Source organism: Sediminicola luteus (genome assembly GCF_002514735.1).
GTDB lineage: Bacteria > Bacteroidota > Bacteroidia > Flavobacteriales > Flavobacteriaceae > HQA918.
Window position 1 is genome coordinate 66,174 of sequence record NZ_NBWU01000008.1, and the last position, 22,376, is coordinate 88,549.

A 22,376-nucleotide genomic window follows, 5' to 3' on the forward strand; every position below is an offset into this window, starting at 1 on the left:
AAAATTCCGCTTTTGAAAGCCACGCGCCTTATTCCGTTTTTAATCTGCAGTCTAAGTGTTTTGTACTGCCAAGGTCAAGTAATGGCGACCATCGATAGCCTGAAGAATGACTTAAAAAGAACCGAGGTTACCGATTCTACCTATATTACCAATAACCTGCTTATTGGCGGTTATTTTGCTTCGGTCAATATAGATAGCAGCGGGGGTTATATGCGAAAGGCCATTAAAAGGTCATTGGCCACGGATCGGTATAAGATCGTAAAGGGTCTCGGTAACCTGGGGCTTATCCATTTTTATCAATCCAATGCCGACTCGGCACGCTATTACTATGACCGTGCCTTAGAATATTTAGATCAGAAAGATAATGCTGTAGAGCGTTCTACGATTTATGCCAATTATGCCCTGTCTTATCAAAACTCAGATGCCCATGAAAAGCGATTGGAGTACAGTCAGAAGGCAATCGATTTGGTGGAAGATGACCCCAAGGAAGTGTGCTTGTTGTATTTTAACCATTCTTTGATCTTACAAGAATTGGACGATATCAAAGGGGCCAGGGCCTATTTGGAAAAAGCCTGGGAAACCAGTAATATCTCAAAGGATTATCGTGTAAATGCCGCTGCATTAAAACGTTTGGCACAATACAGTATTGAAGATAATGACTTAGATCAGGCCAGGGCTTATCTAGAAGAAGGCTTGGAACTTTGCGATATTTTGCAGTCTCCGGAAACCAATTATCATATTTATAGCGAATTGGGTAAACTGTACGATACCATGGGGCTTTATGGTAAAGCCGGTCCCTTTTTGAAAAAAGCCCACCAGAATGCCGTGGCCCGTAATCATAAGTTCGAGATCATGGCCTCCTATATTTATTTAGGGAAACATGAATTCCTTCAAGGAAATTACTCCAAGGCAAACGACTATTTTGAACGATTCGAGGCCTTGTACCAAATCCATCCAGAGCCAAAGTTAGGGGTACAGGCCTATGCTACTTGGGGCGGATCTGAACATAAACGGGGGAGGTATAAAAAATCCAATGAAATTTATTCGAAGTATATAAAATTGAAGGATTCGGTCTTTTCCGAGAACAGTAGAAAGGCCGTGGCCGACGCCGAAACCAAATACCAGACCGAAAAGAAGGATAAGGAGATAGCCACCCAACAATTGGCCTTGAGCGAGCAAGAAGCACAAATCCAGAAGAAACAGGCGCAGAACAACTATATGCTAGGGGCCGTTTTGTTTTTGGCTACGGCGGGACTCTTATTACTCTTTTTGTTTAAACAACGCCAAAAGCGAAAAAACCAAGAATTATTAACCTTAAAGCGCGACTTTCAGATAAAAACCTTGGAGTCGTTGATTGAAGGGGAGGAAAAAGAACGTTTACGTGTAGCCAAAGAGTTGCACGATGGGGTTAATGGCGATTTAGCCGCCATCAAGTATAAATTGTCTTCGCTCTTGGAAATGAACCATACCGTAATACAAGAGGCGATTACCATGATCGATGATTCCTGTAAACAGGTCCGGGCCATTTCGCATAATCTAATCCCTCCTTCTTTGGAGAACTTCGATTTGGTAGAGGCTACCCAGATTTTTTGCTCGAATTTGAACGATGTACTTCCCGAAACTGAAATTGTATTCCTTCATATCGGTGAAACTGTCGGTATGCCGAAAAAGGCTGAGGTAAATGCCTTTAGGATCATTCAGGAACTGGTGAACAATGCGGTACGCCATGCAGAAGCCACCCAAATAGACGTTCAACTTAGCTCACGTGAAAACACGGTACAGATTACCGTAGAGGACGACGGAAAAGGATTCGATTCGGAGAAGTTGGGTAATGAGGGGATTGGCTTGGGTAATGTGAGATCTCGTATAGATTACTTGAAGGCTACGACAGATTTTATATCCAATGAAAAGGGAACCTCGTATACCATAGAATTTAATAAAGATGAAATATATGGTGACTAAAATCGCGATTACCGATGACCATGAATTGGTACTCCAAGGCATAGCGACTATGCTGGAGAATACCTCCGAGGTAGTGATAGCAGGCTTGTATAAAAATGCAGCGGAGACCAAGCAAGGTATGGCCGATGAATTGCCCGATGTTTTACTACTCGATATAAACCTGCCCGATATAAATGGTATTGATCTAGCCAAACAATTGCTAAAAAAGTATCCCGATCTAAAAATACTGGCCCTCACCAATTTTGAAGATGTTTCTTTTGTAAAACGGATGCTTAAAATTGGGGTTCAGGGGTATTTACTTAAGAATACCGATAAGTTAGAACTATTAACCGCGATCTCCACGGTTTTGTCAGATGAGGTTTATTTACAATCCGATATTCAAAAGAAGCTTCTCAGTCAGACCAAAAAACCGGCGGATAATGGTTTAAAACCTAAATTAACCCGTAGGGAACAAGATGTTTTGGTAGCCATTTCAGAAGAATTGACCACTCAAGAAATTTCAGAAAAACTATTTATTAGCCCCAAAACGGTAGAAACCCATCGTATGAATATTATGAGTAAGCTTGGTGCCAAAAATAGTGTAGGCATTATTAAGATCGCCTTAGAAAAAGAATTGTTATAGCCGAACTAAGCCTTCTGTTCCATTTTCCAAAACTCCCACCATTTCCGGTTTTCATCTATAGGTAATGTCTCATCTGAAGATACCAAGGGTAACCTGTTTTCTATGGTATCTAGTTGAAACCGAACGGCCTTGTCGGTAGGATCTATGTCTTGTACGCGCTGCCCTATCAGGGTTTCGATTTGATGACAAATAATGTCATACAGCTCATCGGTTTCCTTTTCCTTGGCCAGTCGTTTACCACTATCTTGCAAGCGTTTCCCGTTTATTTCTAAAACCGCCCGTAATTCCTTACCATCTTCGCAATAATTTAAATGGTAGGCCTTTTGGGTTTCCGAAAGGGCGAAACATAGGGTGTTTACATGAGGTAGGGCACAGGTTTCGGCATAGCGCTCCATATCGAGGAACAAAATCGTGCCTTGCTTGCCGAAATAGACATCGCATTCATTGGCCTGCCTATTATTGTCTGCTGCCGATTTAAAATCTATTGGCCTGGGGGCACTGAGTTTAAATCCAAGATGAGTTGCCAATTCATATATTCGGCCATGCATATTTTGGTTTATGGCCAAGCCTGAGATATTATATCCCATAGGGGTGATTATTTAATGGTTGTTAATGTGTTTAATAGACGGATTGGGCAAGATTACAATGCCTTTGTAACCGAGCTTTAAAAGTTTTCTTTAAAGAGAGGTGTTTTTATTGATTTTGTTGGTTGACAGGTTTTAAATATAGACTTAAATATAAGAATATTAGAATTGGTTTTTATTCCTAGTGTTATGTGGGTTACGCGATAAAACTAGCTAGATTCTTAGCGTAAAGCAACTAAAATGAAGGAATAACCCTCATTTTGTAAACTTTTTATTAGTCTACTGACCGAATAAATTGTTTTAGGATTAACATAAATATGTTCTTATTGCGCAAAATAAAACAAGACTGGTGTGGTGCCAGCAACAGGGTAGTTTACTAGAAATGGAAAGTTGGCTTAAATACTGCTGCCTAATTGGATTAAATTCACACTAATAATCAAATAGGCCGTTTCTCCCAAGGGATTCATGAGCATACTGGCCTTAACGGGTAGTTTTAGCCCAGGGTTAAGTTTAAATTGTTTGGTAAAACTAAGTCCAATATTATTTATACCGGCTTTATCGCCATAAAAGGTGGGGCCATTGAAATCGTGCCAGCTAAAACTGCCTCCCAAATGAAGATTTAGCTTGTTGTTGTTCCAATACCAGTTGTGCTTTAATTCTATGTATTGCGAATACCTTTGGTCGGTTCGAACGGTGTAGGATTCATCTCCAGCTTCTATTGTCAAAATATCGGTATCCCGTCCGAACAAAAAAGTAGAGGTGTTCAAATCCCATCGGTTTTGATTGTCTAGTTTTATATGTACCAAAAAATCGAGCAGCCCCCGGGTAGTGGCCTTGTCAAAATCGAATAAACCTGTTGGTTCGGGTATATCAGTAATACCTGAAGTAAAATTGTAATAATAGTCTAGGCGCAGGTCGAATCGAGCTTTGTGAAAGATTACGATAAAATCGGTTTCTTGATAACTCGCATCAAAGGCTACCCCACCATACATGCCAAAAATCCAATCTCCCGTTAGGTATCCAGCATTGGCGGCCAGGGTTGGGGCTTTACCGGGTAGAAGTCCCCTAAAGTAGTTTTGTGATTTTAAGGTAAGGGACATATCCCATCGGGGGGTAGTTTGGGAGATATCGAATAAGCTATCTTCTACAATGGTGTCTTCTTGTTGGGCCAAACAAAGATTGGCTACCAAACCTAAAAGACAGTACAACCCGATTTTATATGGGTTAAACATAGGTTGGCGATTTTATGGATGTGTTAAGGTTTGTCTATAGGGAATACTTTGCCTTGAAATACGGTTCCCCAAATTTCTATATCCTTTAATTTAGTTGGATTAACTTTTAAAGGGTCTTCTTCCAGTATTACGAAGTCGGCCTTTTTTCCGGCTACGATCGAGCCTATCTCGTGTTCTTTACGCATAATATAGGCCGCATCTATGGTGATGGCCCTTAGGGCATCGTAAACCGAAAGCTTTTGACTTTCGTAATTGGCATTACCATTGATGGTTTCTCGGTTTACAGCTGTCCAGACAGAGGTTAATGGACTCAATGGTGCCATAGGACAATCGGAATGGAAGCCTATGTTAAGTCCGTATTTCTTGGCGTTACCCAGGGGTACCATATTTCGCGCCCGATCTTCGCCCAACCATTTCTCGGCATAAATGTCGGCCAACATAAATTGGTAATACGGATTGGCCGAAATTTGGGCATCTAAAGCCGCCAAATGCTTTAGTTGACTTTCGGTGGCATAGGCAAAATGCTCTAATGCCGTACGGTGGTCGGTTCTTGGGTGCTGTTTTTGCATACGTGAAATATGATCGATCAATACATCGGTACTCATATCGCCATTGGTATGGAAGTGCAATTGAAACCCTTTGTTCCAAAAATACTCGGCCCAATCGTAGGTGGTTTCGGTAGGTGCCAACCAAGCTCCTATATGTCCATCGATATATCCGGGGTAGTTAAATTGAGATAGTCCAGAATAGATAGCCCCGTCTAGCATAAGTTTAAAGTGGTCGTCAAAAGAGACGTTGGGCGTACTGGCTTTAGTCCATTCCTGTATTTTTTTATAGGCCGTATCTTGATCGATACCGGCTACCATAAAGTAGGTGATGATCGGGGTGAGCACGATCCTCGTGGCCACATCGTCCCGATCCATCGATTTATGTATTAGACCGATCTCCTCGTCGGGGTTACCGAAAATACCAACGCCCATATCCATGGCAGAGGTTACCCCAGCCATATGCAACATCTTTACGAAATTGTCCATTCCGGCCCCATATCGTTCCGGACTGAACATGAACTTCAGTTTTTCGTGGGTAAATATTTTTTTGGCGCCCAATTCACTAAAAAGACCTTTGTCGTACTTGATATGGATGTCCCCCGCTACATCACTTTCCTTCATGTCCAATAACTTCAGTGCCGCCGTATTCAATACGACCTCATGAAAGGAGCGGTGCCATAACAATACCGGTTTTTTGGGAAAAAGCTCATCAAGTTTATCGCGGTATACATCGCCATGCCATAATTGATGATAGCCCCAAGTAATATAGGGTATGTTCTTATCTTTCTCCTTTTTGAAAAAAGCGTTCGCCTTGGTTTGCAATTGGGTTACATATTCTTCATGGGTTAGTGCGGCCGGAAAATTTCCGGTCGGTAATTGCCAGGCCTCTGGTGCAATAAAATCGAATTGTGTAAGAATGGCCGGTAAGGAAGGGTGCACATGGGTGTCAATAAACCCGGGCATAATAATCTTGTTCTCAAATGTTTTATCGTAGGTAACTTTTATATTATCGGTCCAGGCTTTAAGCGTCTCGAGTGTACCAACGGCTACGATTTTACCATCGGCCACAGCCACGGCCGTAGCATCTGGCAAGGCATTTTCCATGGTAATGATGCGCTTCGCCGTATAAACGGTTAGCTCTTTAATGGGTTCTTGGGCTTGTGTGTTGATCCAAAGACCGATACATAGCAATAGGACTAGTTTTTTCATTTGAAGACTTTTGTGGTGAACGGTTGATTGCGATACCTACGAATTTATGAAAAACGCCATTGTTTTCATACTTGTGTTAGTTATCTTTTTCTTCAGGAAACCCAAGGAATTTTAACACCCTGTTATTACCCACTAAGGCATTTTCGGGTCTTGGGAAATCGGTATTGAAAACCCGTAGTTCCTCTGGCGAAAGTATGGTGGTGAAACTCTCGTCGTAACCATTTTCATAAGTCAGGTTTTTCGATCTAAGTCTTAAATGATGGGCAAAGAAATGATACATGGCTACCCTTTTCGAGTAACCGTAATCGTGGCGTTCTAAGGGTAGATGTACATTAACGGCCTTGTGTTCTGCGTGGTAAAGGGCATATACTTTTTGAATGTAGGGGTATTCTATTATAGGGGTGTTTCGGGTCCAGTCGTCACCGTTAGAAATGAGCAACAAGGGCCGCGGAGCCGTCAAGGCAGCGATTTCTACATTGTTGGTTTGAAAACCAGGACTTTGATGTACAGGCATACCACTTTCACACACACAACCGCCAAAAAAATGGGCCGATACCTGAACGGTAGGTGCGGCAGCTGTAATACGTGGATCTATGGCTGTTAACATAAAACTTTGGGTGCCCCCACCCGATCCACCGGTAATACCTATTCGGTTGGGGTCTACATCGGGTCTCGATACCAAATAATCCAAGACCCTTTTACTGTTCCAGGTCTGTAGTAATAGGGCAATGGGCATTTTGTGGTCTATTTGTCCACTTTCACCATAGCCTACCATATCATAGGCAAATACGATGGCGCCCATACGTGCCAAGGCAGCGGCTCTTTTTTGAACATAGTGGGTAAAGCGTTTGTTTTTTAGATGCCCATGCGGACTTAGAACCGCCGCGTAGTTTTTCTTTTCGGTAAGTGGCCGGTACAAGTTACCGGTAACATAAAACCCAGGGAAGCTCTCTATGGCAATGTTTTCAACACTATACCCATCCATGAGCCGTTTACTATGAATCATAGGGTTCAATGACCCTGAAAATCGAGTCATTTTTTCCCATTGCAGACCTTGGCGTATTTGAGCCCTGATTTGTTCGGCCCGGATTTCCCAACTTGCCCGATCGTGCCATGTTTTGGCAAATGCCTTCAATTTTAAATTGGCCTCGTCTTCGGTCCAGTAATGGCCTTGACAAAGTTCTTGGGCAACTAAAGTATTTACCGAGAGTATAACTACCCAAAAGAATGCAATGGATTTCATGCCTAGGTGTTTTCTCGAAAAACTATGGACTTCCGTAGAAATACAAGCCTTATATCTTGCCTAAGTTTAATAGGATTTATGCGCTGCGAAACTATTACAAACCTGGTGTTATTCCGTGGGCTCAATTTTAATCAACTGAAGGGGCCCATTATTTGGAGCTACCAATAGGGCCTTACCGTCATAAATCGAAATGTTTGTCAATTGTTTTACATCACCATCTAGGAACAGACCGGTGTTATGTGGTACCATAGCTTTAAACCCCTGGTTTTCGGATCCAAAAAGCAACTGTCCGTAACTAGCGTCGTTTCTTGGTGTCTCGATTTCTGAACCGTATAAGTTACCGGCCAGGATGAGGTCGGTTAGGCCATCTTGGTTCAAATCGGTTCCAACGATGCCATTTACAGATGAAAATTGGGCCTGGGCAGGCAGGGTTTTAGAAACAAACTGGGCTTTACCTTGGTTAATAAAGATGGTTGAGGCAAAGTTGTAGGCGCTTAGTTGATAGGCATTTTCCAGTTTTTTATTGCCAAGAACATCACTTAGGGTAGCCATACCAAAAGTATTATAGTCTGCAAATTTCTTTTTGATAAACGGCATTTGATTAGAGCTACATTCCCTGCCACGTAAGGGATATTGCTTGCCTTGGTCATAATAACCCAGAACAATATCGAATGTTCCATTTTCATCAAAATCGTCGGCAAATACTTCAAAAGGGGTTTGGCTAGTGGCCTTATACTTATAGTTTACACCTAAATTACCGCCAATTAGGTCAAGCAAGCCATCGTTGTTCAGGTCTACAACGGCCAAGCTGCTCCACCAACCTTCAAGTTTGTCACCTATTAGCTGCTTTTCAAATCCTGTGGTGCGATTCATAAATAGGGTAGGGGCCATCCATTCGCCCAGTACTACAAGATCTAGGCGATTGTCGTTGTCCATATCGGCCCAAATGGCATCGGTAACCATGCCTAGTTTGCCGTCTTCTACCAAGCTTTCCGATTTTGTTAGAAATCGGTTTTTTCCCTCGGTGGTTAGGTTTTCCAAAAGTAGACTTTGACCCGGTAGGGGGTATTGGCCTGGGTGTTGGCGGCCGCCAATAAAAAGGTCTAGGTCACCGTCTGCATCATAATCGGCGGCCGCAATACATCCGCCACTTGCCGTAATACTTGGGAGCACATCCGTGGTTCTGCTAAAAGTACCCTTGCCTTGATTTTCGTATAAACGGTCTTGGTAGTCAGTACTGCCTACCGGCGCTTCATTGCCACCGGAGACGACGATTAGATCTTGGTCGCCATCATTGTCGTAATCAAAGAACAATGCCGCCATATCTTCATACTTTTTATCTAGGTCAATGGCAGTATTGAATAATGGGGAAAATGTCCCCTTAGATTCTTGAACGAATAGTTGTCCTGAGAATCCTTTTGCCCCACCGAGGAAAAAGTCATCAAGACCATCACCATTAACATCGCCTACGGCCAAAGCCGGACCAAGTGTTGACATGCGATGCGGCAGTAGCTCTTCACGCTCAAAATCGTTAAAGATGTTTTCTTGGTGCTTCGCCAAAGGTGATAACCTATGACTGATATCGGAAAATACCTTTTCTACTTTGGAAGGCTCTGGCTTTTGGGAATGGGCATCTTTATACTCAAGGGTAAGTAATTGATCAGGAGTCACATCCGTTATTTCTTGGTGTTTGCCACTGGGCCAAGTAATTTGCACCCTAATATCGGTAGTGTTAGTCCCCAGTCCAAAATGGAGTATGCGACTACTGGCCGATTGGAACCCGCGGCTGGCATAAAACTCTTGTATTTGGTTTTGATCTTCTTGCTGAATGGTAATTCGCGCACCGATTCCATTTCTATTGCCATTTGGACCGTTTAGTTTAATTTTTAGATAATGATTTTGGTCGAGCTCATTCTGGTTGTTTTTGTATATAAATGAGGCGTCGTCGCTGTTGTTAACCACCAGATCTAAGTCACCATCATTGTCAAAATCGGCGTAGGCGGCCCCATTAGAACTGGTTTTGGGTTGGGTAATAGGTACCGATGAAAAACTGAGGTCTTTTTGGTTCAAATAGATTTTATTGTACTGTTTGCGAGCCGGCATTCGATTTAAAAGATCGGCCACAAATTGGTCTTTGGTTTTCAGTTGACCTTGTTTTAACTGATGTTCCCTTTTTTGCCGGTATTTTACAAAATCGTTGTTCCTGAAATCGCGTTTGATCCCGTTCGATATAAAAAGGTCTTTGTTGCCATCGTTATCCAAATCGAGAAAGAGGGGTGCCCAGCTCCAATCGCTACTCGCCACACCTGCCAATTGGGCTATGTCTGAGAATTTGGGTAAATCGTCCCTAGAATCTACCCCTTGGTTTAATTGTAGGCTGTTGTACATATATTGGTAATGCTGCCCCGCATCTACATGACGTTGGAACCGCTCGGGATCCATACTACTCATACTTGTTTTTATGCCGTAGTTATCTTCTGCCATCATATCGACAGCGATGATGTCTAGCCAACCATCGTTGTTGCTGTCGGCTATATCGGTGCCCATCGAAAAATTGGAGATATGTTTGGTACTACCCTTTACACTTTCGAGAAAAGTTCCGTTTTGTTGATTGATGTACAGGTGGTCTTTCCCAGAAAAATCGTTGGCTACATATATATCGGGCCATTGGTCGTTGTTTAGGTCGCCAAAAGAAAGCCCGAGCCCGTAACCCAACATATGGTTTATGATACCTGCCTGCTCGGTTACATCTACAAAATGGCCCTTATCGTTCCGATATAGGCGCTCGCCCCGGTTCTTTGAAATCGTTTGGTCTAGTTTTACGATATCGCGTTCGTCGTAGGTATCAATACCATGATTGATCAAAAACATATCCAAGTCTCCGTCTCGATCATAATCGAAGAACCCGGCTTGGGTTGAAAAATTGGGGAGGTCAAGGCCATATTGGGAGGCGCGTTCCTCAAATTTCGGAACGCCGTTTTCGATACCTATGTTTACCAATAGGGCATTTCGACGTTTGTTCTCATCTTGAAACCGGCCCGTACGGCATATATATAGGTCTAACAGACCGTCTTGGTTGATGTCTACAGTGGTTACCCCACTTTCAAAGCCTTTGCCACTATCGGCTTGGGCCATTTGGGTGATATCTTTAAAGGAAAGATTGCCTTGGTTTAGGTATAACTTGTTTTTAGAGAGTGTAGAGACAAAGTAAATGTCTTCGAGACCGTCGTTGTTGAAATCGCCAACGGCCACGCCACTGCCATTATAGAAGTACTCGTAGAAGAGCCCATTCATATATTCAGTCTCTCGCAGTTCGTTGGCAAACGAAATTCCGGAGACGGAATCGGGAACGACCTCCAACAAATTTTTGGGCTTAGATTTTGGCATCGATTGTTGTTCCGATTGGCACGAGCCCATCAAAATCAATACGGTGAGGAGTAGGGTGGCTTTGATTCCGGTTGTGGTTTGGATTTGGAATAAAGCAAAACGTTTCATGATAAATGATTTAAAGAGTTAAAACCCACCCGAAAAATCGGGTAGGTTCCAACTCAAATAACTAAACAACCAAACTAATTAATTCAAATTGTTAATAACCAGGGTTTTGTATTAAAACATCCGGTAATTTGTCTATCTCGTTTTGGGGTAGTGGGGCTAGATAATTCTTGGCCGAGAACACCCTGTTTTCTACTTCGAATATACCGTAGGGTTTTCCTTGGGCATCAGTTCCGGTCATTTCTCCGTTGGGACCAATACGCATCCCATGAATGGGTTGGTTAAATAGGGTTTCGGCAAGCCCCCAACGCCTTATGTCAAAAAAGCGGTGTTCTTCAAAGGCCAGTTCTACCCTTTTTTCCTGTCGGATTCGTTCGCGCATTTGTGCTTGCGAAAGTCCGGCCGGTAAATTGGGCATTTCTACACCGGGCCTACTCCGAACCTGGTTTATTGCGGCATACACACTGGCATCTGGACCAGCGGCCTCGTTTTGGGCCTCGGCATAGTTCAACAATACCTCGGCATAACGTATAATGGGCCAGTCATTTGACCCACCGGTGTTCAAGAACCCGTCGAAGCTCTCGTCGGTGAACTTGTTCAGGTAATAGCCTGTTTTGGTGGCATCACCGTTTTTCTCGATCCCATCTAAGCCACCCAAACGGGTTTCGATGGTACGCCCCCTATATTCGGCCCCTTCGTAAAGAATGGTGGCATAAAATCGAGGGTCTCTGTTTTCATAGGGCGAGTCGGCACTGTACAGGGGTGATTCATCTATGGGTAAACCGTCGGTCATTTCGAACGCATCTACTAATTCTTGGGTAGGCCCTGTACCCCCCCAGCCTCCGGAAAATCCAACGGGAGTGTTGAATAGATGGGCCCAATGCCTGAAATCTGGGTCTTGGAATTGCTTGTCGAAGATTAGCTCGTCGTTATTATCGTTTGCGGCATGGAACTGCGCATGATAATCAGGGAAGAGACTATATGTGCCGGCATCGATAACTTGTTTACTTGCCGCGGCAGAGGCCCCCCACTTTTCTTGGTACAAAAGCACCCGGCCTTTAAGGGCCATGGCAGCGCCTTGGGTGGCACGGCCGGTGTTTTCCGAGCCGTAAACTGCAGGTAACAGATTTGCAGCCTGGTGAAGGTCTTGAACCACAAAGTCTCCAATTTCATTGGCCGTACTACGAGGAATATTGAAATCGTCGTTTAGGGAAAGGGGTGCGGTAAGTAAAGGAACCCCACCATAGTGACGCATAAGATCAAAATAGTAGAACCCTCTTAAGAAATAGGCTTCACCAAGCATACGGTCTTTCCATGCGGAATCTTCTACTTCGGCATTGGCTACGTTGCTCAAAAATAGGTTGGCTTGTCGGATCATGGCGTAGTTATTGCCCCAGGTGCCTCCCATAGGGTAATTACTAGGGCCATAATCGCCTCGGTTAAAGGCTTGGCCCGATGGCCAGCCATATGAATTTTCACCGTCGTCAGTAGCGGAGCCCAACATATACCAACCCCGTGTAAAACCGTCGGGCAGGCCTTTGTACATTTGGTTGATAACCAGTTCCATAAGGGCTGGGTCTTCCCATACATCGCCAGAATTCAATTTGTCTTGTGGCGTTAAGTCTAAAAAGTCGTCTTCACAGGCCCCTAACAATCCGATAAAGAGCAAAAGAAGATATAATCTTATATGTTTCATTGTAAACGTCATTTCGTGGGTTAATTAAAAGCCAATACTCAATCCGAGTGTGTATGATTGGGTTTGTGGGTAAAATGAGCCACGGCCACTTGGTGCTTCTGGATCAAAGTTCTCAATGTCTGAAAGGGTAAAGAGGTTTAATCCCGATAGGTAAAGCCGAAGCTGGCTTAGTTTAAGCTTATCCAATACCGGCGAAGGGAAGTTGTATCCTACTTCAACGTTCTTTAACCTGATATAATCGGCATCTTGCATCCAAAAAGATGATTGTACCCTATTGTTGGTGTCTTCGGTAAGTAACCTTGGGTAGGCCGCATCGGTATTTTGTGGGGTCCAGCGGTCTAAGTGTTGTTCCAGCACCTTTCCGCCGTTAAAGAAAGGGAATGCGGCTTCTTGTGCCAGGTAAACGTTAAAGTCATGGGCCCCTTGTATTTGGGTGCTAAAGTCGAAACCTTTATAGTCGAAACCAAAGGCGAGACCGAAAATGGCATCGGGTACACGACCGGTAACCCCGATAAAATCGCGATCGTTGTCGTCGATTATACCATCTGGGGTGCCATCGGGACCGCTTACATCTTTATACTTAATATCGCCGGGGGCAATGGCGCCAAAGCCCGATTGGTCGGCATGGTTGTCAATCTTTGCCTGTGATTGGAACAGGCCTTCGGCTACGAGTCCGAATTGTGAACCGATCGCCCGCCCGGTACGTTTTAGGTTTTCGGGCACCGATTCGGGCTCACCAATCTCTACAATCTCATTTTTTGAAATGGTGTAGTTGGCCTTGGCCCAATAATTGAAGCCGCCAATATGATCTCGGTACGATAGTACGAACTCGACCCCTTTATTATCTACGATACCAAAATTTTCCCGAGGTAATGAAGCACCTACGAAATCAGGTACGATACGGGTAGGGGCCTCTAAGATATCTTCGGTACGCTTGGTAAAATAGTCGAATTCGAGCGCTAAACGATGATCGAACATCTCTAGGTCGAAACCAATATTACTAATGGTCGCTGTTTCCCAGGTTACATCGGTATTGGGTATTACCCCTGGGCGTATCACAGCGATAGGACTTCCGCCTATGATGTAGTTTCCGTTGAAATCAAAGGCATCTAAGAACTGGAATTGACTAATACGGTCGTTTCCTAACCTACCCCATGATCCCCTGATCTTAAATTCGTCAAGATTGGGTATGTTCGATAAGAATTTCTCTTTGGTCAGTCGCCATCCGGCAGAAAAGGAAGGGAAGAAACCCCAACGGTTTTCCTTGGCGAAATTCTCAGAGGCGTCGTACCTGAAACTGGCTTCCAATAAATATTTGGTATCGTAGGCATAGGTGACCCTGGCCAAATATCCTAGTCGGGACGAATTATAGGCCAAACCACCGTTTTGGGCGCTAGCCGCATCACCAAAGTCGAGTTGAGGTAGGTTTTGCGAAGTTAGGTCTAAACGACTTGCGGTAAAGTAATTGGATTTATGAACGGCCTTTTCGGCCCCAATTAAACCGGTAACCTGATGTTTTTCACCGAATAAACGGTCGTAATTCAGGGTCATGTTGTAGGTTGTAGTAGGGTCTGGTGTACCAGAATTACTGCTTGGGGCTCCTTGCCTGTAAGTCTCCGATATACGCGATTGCCCGAATTCGGTGGGTATATATTCCCCATTGGCCGGATTGTATTCGTACAAAGTATATGGGTTAGAGACGCTTTTGATAAAACGGAAGTTTCTATCTACGGCCATATAACCTTTAAGCATCAATCCGTCTATTTTTGGTATTTGGTATTCGAATCCAATGTTTCCAAAAAAGATATTGTTGGTGTCTTCGGTATAACCACCACTTTTGGCTTGTTCTATAGGGTTGTTACCCGCAAATCCTAAGCCGGGTAATCCGTTAGGATAATATGCCGTGGTAGTTGGGGCGTTACGGTTTAAGCCGTTAAAGTAAGAGCCAATAGAATTGGATGGCGAATTCCTGATTTCTTGGCGCCCTCCGAGATCTAAAGAGACCTTAAGGTTGTCGGTAACCTGAAAATCTACATTAGAGCGGAAATTGTACCTTTTGAAATCTACATGTTCTACCAAACCATCTTGGGTAAGCACACCACCGCTGGCAAAGTAGGTTACCCTATCGGAACCACCACTTATGGATAGGTTGTGTTGGTACTGCATGGCCGAAGACTTAAGCCCGTCGGCATACCAATCGGTGTTTGGATGGGTAATGGGGTCGGAACCCGTCCTGAATTTTTCAAGGTCTTCTTCGGTGTATAATTCTGCCTTACCCTCATTTCTTTTCGCTTCGTTGAACAGAACGGCATAATCGTAACTACCCAGATATTGTGGGGTTTCGATGGGCATGGTCGAAGTAATCTCGGTGGTATAGTTTATGGTAGGTTTTCCCTTGGCACCACGCTTGGTCGTAATCAATATGACCCCATTAGCACCTCTAACACCATATACCGCGGCGGCAGAAGCATCTTTTAAAATGGTAATGTTTTCTATCGTATTGGGATCTATTTGGTTAAAAGCCCGTTGTACCCCGTCGACAATGATCAGCGGTGCCGCGTTACCCGTAGTTCCAATACCACGAATTAATAGGTCGGAGGCATCTGAACCTGGCTGACCACTACGTTGGGCGGCAAAGAGACCTGGAAGTCTACCGACCAAGGCGTTGCTAACATTGGCAACCGAACTTTGGTTAAGCTCTTCACTATCTACCGAGGTAACCGCGCTGGTAACGTTGGTCTTTTTCTGGGTGCCATACCCCAAAATCACCACTTCGTCCAAGGCTGCGGCATCTTCGACTAAGGTTACATTCATGGTAGTCTGCGTACCCACGGGAATTTCTTGGGTGGCAAAACCTACATAAGAAAAGACCAAAATATCATTTGGTGATGCCTCGATCTCGTAGTTCCCATCGAAATCTGTGCTGGTACCTTGGGTACTGCCCTTAACGATTACCGATGTGCCAGGTAAAGGGGCGCCCATGGAATCGGTTATCGTACCCGATATACTTTTAGTTTGCGCGAAGCCCAATCCTGTGAAAAATACAAAGATCCCCAAAAGGCCTTTTGAAAGTAATTTTTCCATTGATCTGGTTTTAAATTGATTCTACTTAATTACAAGTGGTCAATATTAACCTGAAGATCAAGGTGAAGCCATAGACTAAAAGTTGCGTTGTATGGATTTATTAATTCCGTGTCTTAACTACCAAAGTTTGTGTTTTAAGATGCTCTAAATCAGAATTTTATATCTAAGTGTAAAAATGGTCACACCGATAAAAAACCAAATAATCAGACATTGAGTTTGTACTTTTTCGGCGACATTCCCATATGTTTTTTAAAACTTCTTGAAAAATATAGTGGATCTTGGAACCCCATTTTATAACTGATTTCCTTAATGTTCAAATCAGAGTATTGTAGGTATTCACATGCCTTTTGAATTTTCTTTAAATTGAAGTAATTGATCAAAGAATAACCGGTACGTTTTTTGAATATAGAAAAGATATAAGAAGCACTATAATTAAACTCCTTGGTAATATCATCTGTTTTAAGGGGTCGCTCTAAATTGGCTTCAAGAAATACGATTATAGATTCTACAATGTCCTCGATTTCTTCCGGAGCATCTTTTTGTGCTATATGGTCATAAACAAATAGACTTATAAACGAAAGGGTAGACAGGTTTACATATTCCAAAGGTGGGGTTAAATAACTTTGGGTTAGGGTACTGTAAATATTCTTGAATTGTTCTACCCTTCTACTCTGGTATGGAATACTTACTACTGTATGTTCAAGATCGGTGTACCTCTTGTAAAGGTTGCCTGCCAAGGTTCCTTTAAAATGAATCCAATACAGACTCCAGGGGTTGTCTAAAGCCGAACCATAAGTGTGGGGTGTATTCTTAGGTATTATTAAAAACTGGTTTGGTCCAATATGGTGGCGTTCCCCCTCAGATTGGTACCAGCCTTCCCCTTCTACACAATACATGAAAATGTATTCATCGCTACCATGTTCACGGGTTCGTTTGTGGCGCATGGCCCTCGGAAAATAGCCAATATCGGTTAAATGGAAGTTTTGAATGATCGGATTTTCACGAAATCTTTTTTTAAGACTATCGGGTAGTACGATCATTTTTTGCCCCATAAAGCCATCGCGTTGCGAAAGATTATCCATGTTATTCAACTTTTTTGCTTGTTTAGTTCTTTAAACGATGCATTAACTTTACTCTACTCAGAGATTTTACCTTCCGTATTTACAAAAACATAACTTTCGAAATGTGATACGGTCTAAACGTCATATATTATGTACAATTCTTTGTTACTAAACTGGTCGCAAATTAGCGATAAAGATAATTCCTACACGGATAACGGTATTGTTCTACAATATGTTATTATAGATATGATTTATGGAAACGAGGTTTACGAGTGTTAAAATTTATGATTCATGTATGAAAATGAATCGAAAGTCATTAGCCATAAAACCTTTAAAACTTAGTAGTAACAAAGTCTGGAGGGCATTTTTTCAACCTAATCACCAGTCCATTTTAATATGGGCCCTTTTTCTTTTTGGGGCAGTGGTCTGGGGGCAAAATAAAATTGACCTTACTGGACAATGGCAAGTCGTTTTACAGGAAAATGAAACCTTTGGTCGAAAATTTCCCCTGCATAAAAGTCAGGGAACCATTGGTTTACCTGGTTCTTTAGCCGAAAATAAATTTGGTCACCGAACCGAGGGATCACAATATGGCGTGCTAACCCCTGCCTATACTTTTGAAGGTGTGGCGGTGTATACTAGACAAATACGAATACCAAAATCTTGGCAAAATAAGCAGGTTAGCCTTTATATAGAACGGGTGTTGTGGCAATCTAAGGTCTTTGTGAACGATACGTTAATGGGGACCCAAGATGCATTAGGTACACCCCATATACATAAATTGGAGGGGCTAAAACCAGGAGATTACACGATTCGGGTAGAGGTGGATAATAGAATGATCCATAATATTGGCGATAAAGGCCATGCTTATGGTGCCTATACCCAAAGTATTTGGAACGGTATGGTAGGCCGGATCGAACTTTGGGCCAAAGATCCCTACCATATTAACGATGTGCGTATCTACCCCGATATTACCAACGATCAATTAAAATTAGTATCGGAAGTAAGTTTACCCAAGGCTAAGAAGGTCAGTTTTGCTATAACTATCCGCAATTTGGCTACGAATGCTGTGGTATATGAACGCAATTTTAAACAACGACTACAGGCAGGCAAGCATATCTTAAATAAGATTTTGCCCATGGAACGACGCTTACAACCCTGGTCGGAGTTCGATCCGCAACTTTATGGTTTTGCCCTTACTATGAAATCGGGGAATTACCACGATAGTGAACAACGGGAGTTTGGATTTGTAGAGTATGGCCATGACGGAACCAAGATCTTAGTAAACGGAAGCCCCGTCTTTCTAAGGGGCAATCTAGATTGTGTACATTTTCCCTTAACTGGGTATGCCTCGGCTTCCTTAGACGATTGGATCCAAATTTTTGAAACTTATAAATCATACGGACTTAACCATGCCCGTTTCCATTCTTGGTGTCCGCCGGAAGCAGCCTTTAGGGCGGCCAATCGAGTAGGTATTTATTTACAGGCTGAGGCCTCGATTTGGATCGATTGGTGGATGAGTAAGGATATGGTATCCGAAGGAAGGCCTGAGATGGATACCCGTGGCCATCCGAAAGGCCTGGGCTACGACAGTCTGCGCGATGCTTTCGTAATTGATGAAATGAACAGGGTTGTAGATACTTACGGCAATCACCCTTCATTTAGTATGTTTTGCATCGGTAATGAATTGGGCAATTCAAATTTTAAAGCCATGGCCCAATGGGTTTCAGATCTTAAGAAGAAAGATCCCAGACGGTTATATTCGGTTTCTACCGCACGCACCATTACGCCAACAGACGATTATATGGCCACCCATTATATTCCAGAAATTGGCCGTACCCGTGGTCTGCGTAGCGCTGGGACCGATTGGGATTTTGAAGCTGTTTATGCTCAAATGGATATACCGATTATCGCTCATGAGATAGGCCAATGGCCCGTGTACCCCACTTGGAATGAAATAGATAGCTATAGTGGGGTGCTCAAGGCCAGGAATTTTGAACAATTCCGAGCCTTGGCCGAAAAAAATGGCACGGTTAATCAAGATCAAGATTTTAGGATGGCATCGGGTGCCTTAAACCAAATGATGTACAAGTATGAAGTCGAGTCTTTTTTAAGAACACCCAGTTGTGCCGGGGTCCAATTATTGAGTATGCAAGATTACCAAGGCCAAGGCGAGGCTTTGATAGGCTGGTTAGATGCCCATTGGAACCCCAAAGGAATTACCACCCCAGAACAATTTCGGCAACATTTTAGTGAAACGGTCCCACTAATGCGTACCCCAAAGTTCGTTTGGGACAATTCCGAAGTGTTTACAGCCCGTTTGCAAATGGCGCATTATGGGGCCAAAACCCTACCCGAGGGTAAACTGGTTGCCCGTATTCTAACAGAAAATGATAGCATATTATTGAAGCATAGCTTTGATACCGAACCCATTGCCGTGGGCAGTTTGGTAGATATAGGGGTGTTGAACCTACCCTTTAGCGGATTGGAACAGGCACAAAAAATTAGGTTGCAATTACAATGGGCCGAAAGTGATATTCAAAATGAATGGGAGCTTTGGGTTTTTCCCAAAAACACACCCGAACTCCCAAATACCGACGTTTGGTATACCGATACCCTAGACGAAACCGCTCTGGCCAAGCTGCACCAAGGGGGCAAGGTATTGTTGGCCGCTCACGGTTTGGGAAGCCAAGAGAATAGCGTAGCTGTTAATTTTTATCCCTTGTATTGGTCCTTGACCTTTTTTCCGGGGCAAGGTAAGACCAGTATCGGTATGCTCGTACAAGATCAGCATCCGGTTTTTGACCATTTCCCTACCGATGCGCATAGCGATTGGCAGTGGGAACCTTTCGATAAAAATACTACAGGTTTTGTCCTAAATGAACTTCCGGCCAAATATAAACCCCTGGTACAGGTGGTAGACGATTTTCATAGAAACAATAAAGAGGGGGTCATCTTTGAGTTTAAGGTCGGAAAAGGAAAACTGTTGGTTAGTGGTTTTAATATACGGGATCATAGCATTCCTGGGGCTTCCCAATTGGAATATAGCTTGTTGAAGTATATGGATAGCGATGCCTTTTCACCAGATCAAAATATATCGGCCGAATTCTTAAAAGGGCTTTTTACGAAGATGGAGGAGGCACAAGGGGTCAAACTAGATGGAACATCCGATAAGACTTTACTACAGGTAGGGTCGGCGGGCAAATTAAATCGGTCATTAGAGACCTTGCCTTGGAAACCTGAACTAGACAGTGTAGCCATTCGGCGACCGGGTACCCAATATACCGTAAAAGCGCAAGGGGTTTGGAAGGATAGTCTGGCTACCGCTTGGCATGGCGAAGAGATGGTGTTGGATATTGAATGCCCAAAAGGGCTTTTGGGTAGTTTATATGTTTGGTTTCACGACTGGAACCAACAGGAGCGTAAGGGGTTATTGGAGTTTGAAGGTAGAAAGTTAAAACTGGGAGCTCATGACCAGAAAGAAGGGAAATGGGTAAAATTCCACATTATGCGCGAAGATAGCAACGATGGCAAATTGCGCCTAAAAACGAAATCAATCCAAGGGGGTAATCTCATGATTCGTGAGATTCGATTAGAGGTTGAGTAAGCTAAAGTTAGATTTAGGTAAATTGAGATTTAACATTATCTTAAGTAGGGCTACTGGTAGGGCTCTTTTTTAGGCTGTACTTCTTTTTTATAGATTTGGTTCAATAGCCCCTACTGATTTTGGAACCCATTGTAAACATAGCAAGCCTAAAAGAACGCAATCGAATCGTGTTCCGTGCCTTCTTTAAGGCGCATTATACCAATTTGGTAGCTTATGCCCATGGTTTTCTTTTTGACCGAGGGGCCAGCGAAGATGTGGTTCAAGAAGTATTTATCAAATTCTGGGAAAAATTACCCCATTTAAACATCACCGGTACCCCCAAGGGCTATGTTTATGCTATGGTGCGTAATGCTTGTTTAAACCATTTAAAGAAAATCAAGGTAACCGATACCACCCATTTGTTGGAGATGAATAATATGGTTGTTGCCTCCTACGATTTTGATGACTATTCCCTGGAAAATAAAAGGCTTATTTATAATCAAATTTTAAAAATCGTAGAAGAGCTGCCTCCCAAGATGCGACAGATTTTTGAAATGCGCTATTTCTACAATTATAAATACAATGAGATAGCCGAAGAATTGGATGTTTCCGTAAATACCGTCAAAATCCAATTAAGACGCTCAAAAGTGCGCATTGCCGATATGTTATCGGCCCTCTTGCTGCTTTTGGCATCCTCCTAAATTTAGAGCCCTTTTTTTACCGTATTTGTGGTTGGCCTGTGTTTTTTTTGAATTTTTTATTCTGTTTTTGTCACCCATTATTAGGAGCGGGTTGTCATAAGGTTAAGAGAGCGTAAAAAAATGCAGCTAGACATCCGAATACTATTAAAGAAGATCCAAGGAAAACTGACGCCTAAAGAAAAAGTGCGTTTCGATCGTTGGTATTCTGAATCCGAATCGCATCGGGCCTATTTCGAAAAGGTACGGTCCGAAATGGAAGGAGAAGCGGATGACGATATAGATCCTGAGGAGGCATGGAAAACCTTGTCCCCAAAGTTAGGAGCCATTAAAGAAGCCAATACTGGCCGCCTTACATTTTGGCCGTGGGCCGCGGCCCTAGTGGTGGCTGTAGCATCGTATGCCTTTTACCATACGTTTACCGATACAGATATACCGGAAGCTATAGTGGTTAGCCGGCCTAAAACCATTTCGATCGGTACTGATAAGGCTACATTAATTCTAGGCGATGGATCTGAAGTTGCCCTTGAAGAAGGTGCCACACACGATTCCAATGCCCATAAAAGTGACGGCAAGTCAATAATTTACAGCACGGCACAGCAAGGTAATGCCAACCTAAGCTTTAATACGTTGCGCATTCCTAGGGGAGGGCAGTTTTTTGTGCAACTGTCCGACGGTACCAAAGTTTGGTTGAACTCCGATACCCAATTGCGGTACCCGGTAAACTTTGTCAAAGGTGGCGATAGAAAGGTAGAATTGATCCAAGGCGAGGCTTTTTTCGAGGTGGTTTCTAGCCATGCTTCCGGTTATGGAGCTTTTCATGTGCAACATAAAGAACAAAATATTTCGGTATTGGGTACCCAGTTTAACGTAAAGGCCTATGCCGACGAACAAGAGGTAGCTACGACCTTGGCCGAAGGAAAATTGAAGGTTTCCGTATCTGGTAATAAAGAGCTATTGCTTCCGGGCAACCAGGTGGTGTGGCAGGGCGATACATTACAACAACAGGCAGTAGATGTATATGACCATATCTCCTGGAAAGAGGGTATGTTCAGTTTTAAAGATAGAAGCCTTGCCGATATCTTTAAGGTGTTGGCCAGATGGTACGATATTGAAGTAGACTTCCAGAATCAAGTAGCAGCAGATACCGAGTTTAATGGTTTATTTAAAAAACATCAGAAAATACAAGATATACTGACCCTAATGGAAGGGTCGGGAATTGCCACTTTTACCATAGAGGGAAACACCGTTACAATACAATAAATGCAGACAAATATGACGTAAAAACGATGAGATGAAAAAGGGAACGGAGCCTAGATCTGGAAAATTTAAACTTCCATTCCCGAGACTTTAATTAAT

General features: G+C 43.2%; 13 protein-coding genes. 5 read left to right on the top strand and 8 right to left on the bottom strand.

What is annotated here, in order from left to right:
- Positions 1-12 precede the first annotated feature (12 nt).
- Together B7P33_RS17980 and B7P33_RS17985 are read left to right on the top strand one after the other, a co-directional pair.
- Positions 13-1,962: a tetratricopeptide repeat-containing sensor histidine kinase gene (locus tag B7P33_RS17980; RefSeq protein WP_172435991.1), complete on the top strand. Its 1,950-nt coding sequence runs from the start codon at positions 13-15 to the stop codon at positions 1,960-1,962.
- Complete coding sequence (locus tag B7P33_RS17985) at positions 1,952-2,584, top strand: response regulator (RefSeq protein ID WP_172435992.1); 633 nt, start codon at positions 1,952-1,954, stop codon at positions 2,582-2,584. The genes B7P33_RS17980 and B7P33_RS17985 overlap by 11 nt, the downstream gene beginning before the upstream one ends.
- Before the next feature lie 5 nt (positions 2,585-2,589).
- On the opposite strand, the gene B7P33_RS17990 is transcribed toward B7P33_RS17985, so the two are convergent.
- The 8 genes from B7P33_RS17990 to B7P33_RS18025 form a co-directional block, all read right to left on the bottom strand.
- Positions 2,590-3,171, bottom strand: a complete 582-nt coding sequence (locus tag B7P33_RS17990) for a hypothetical protein (RefSeq protein ID WP_097443627.1) — start codon at positions 3,169-3,171, stop codon at positions 2,590-2,592.
- A 392-nt stretch (positions 3,172-3,563) separates the two neighbouring features.
- On the bottom strand, positions 3,564-4,400 hold the full coding sequence (locus tag B7P33_RS17995) for a hypothetical protein (RefSeq protein WP_097443628.1): 837 nt from the start codon (positions 4,398-4,400) through the stop codon (positions 3,564-3,566).
- 23 nt (positions 4,401-4,423) lie between these two features.
- Positions 4,424-6,157, bottom strand: coding sequence for an amidohydrolase (locus tag B7P33_RS18000; RefSeq protein WP_097443629.1), 1,734 nt, complete (start codon positions 6,155-6,157; stop codon positions 4,424-4,426).
- A gap of 76 nt (positions 6,158-6,233) precedes the next feature.
- Complete coding sequence (locus tag B7P33_RS18005) at positions 6,234-7,400, bottom strand: alpha/beta hydrolase family protein (protein WP_097443630.1); 1,167 nt, start codon at positions 7,398-7,400, stop codon at positions 6,234-6,236.
- 108 nt (positions 7,401-7,508) lie between these two features.
- Positions 7,509-10,895, bottom strand: a complete 3,387-nt coding sequence (locus B7P33_RS18010) for a VCBS repeat-containing protein (RefSeq protein ID WP_097443631.1) — start codon at positions 10,893-10,895, stop codon at positions 7,509-7,511.
- A gap of 91 nt (positions 10,896-10,986) precedes the next feature.
- The gene (locus B7P33_RS18015; RefSeq protein ID WP_172435993.1) at positions 10,987-12,588 is read right to left on the bottom strand and encodes a RagB/SusD family nutrient uptake outer membrane protein; all 1,602 of its coding nucleotides are present in this window, start codon (positions 12,586-12,588) and stop codon (positions 10,987-10,989) included.
- Positions 12,589-12,612: 24 nt separating this feature from the next.
- Positions 12,613-15,672, bottom strand: a complete 3,060-nt coding sequence (locus tag B7P33_RS18020; RefSeq protein ID WP_097443633.1) for a SusC/RagA family TonB-linked outer membrane protein — start codon at positions 15,670-15,672, stop codon at positions 12,613-12,615.
- Positions 15,673-15,875: 203 nt separating this feature from the next.
- On the bottom strand, positions 15,876-16,754 hold the full coding sequence (locus B7P33_RS18025; RefSeq protein ID WP_097443634.1) for an AraC family transcriptional regulator: 879 nt from the start codon (positions 16,752-16,754) through the stop codon (positions 15,876-15,878).
- 703 nt (positions 16,755-17,457) lie between these two features.
- On the opposite strand from B7P33_RS18025, the gene B7P33_RS18030 reads away from it, so the two are divergent.
- From B7P33_RS18030 to B7P33_RS18040, 3 genes are all read left to right on the top strand, one after another.
- Positions 17,458-20,340, top strand: coding sequence for a glycoside hydrolase family 2 TIM barrel-domain containing protein (locus tag B7P33_RS18030; RefSeq protein WP_172435994.1), 2,883 nt, complete (start codon positions 17,458-17,460; stop codon positions 20,338-20,340).
- 119 nt (positions 20,341-20,459) lie between these two features.
- The gene (locus B7P33_RS18035; RefSeq protein WP_172435995.1) at positions 20,460-21,020 is read left to right on the top strand and encodes an RNA polymerase sigma factor; all 561 of its coding nucleotides are present in this window, start codon (positions 20,460-20,462) and stop codon (positions 21,018-21,020) included.
- A 120-nt stretch (positions 21,021-21,140) separates the two neighbouring features.
- The gene (locus B7P33_RS18040) at positions 21,141-22,280 is read left to right on the top strand and encodes a FecR family protein (RefSeq protein ID WP_097443637.1); all 1,140 of its coding nucleotides are present in this window, start codon (positions 21,141-21,143) and stop codon (positions 22,278-22,280) included.
- Positions 22,281-22,376 lie beyond the last annotated feature (96 nt).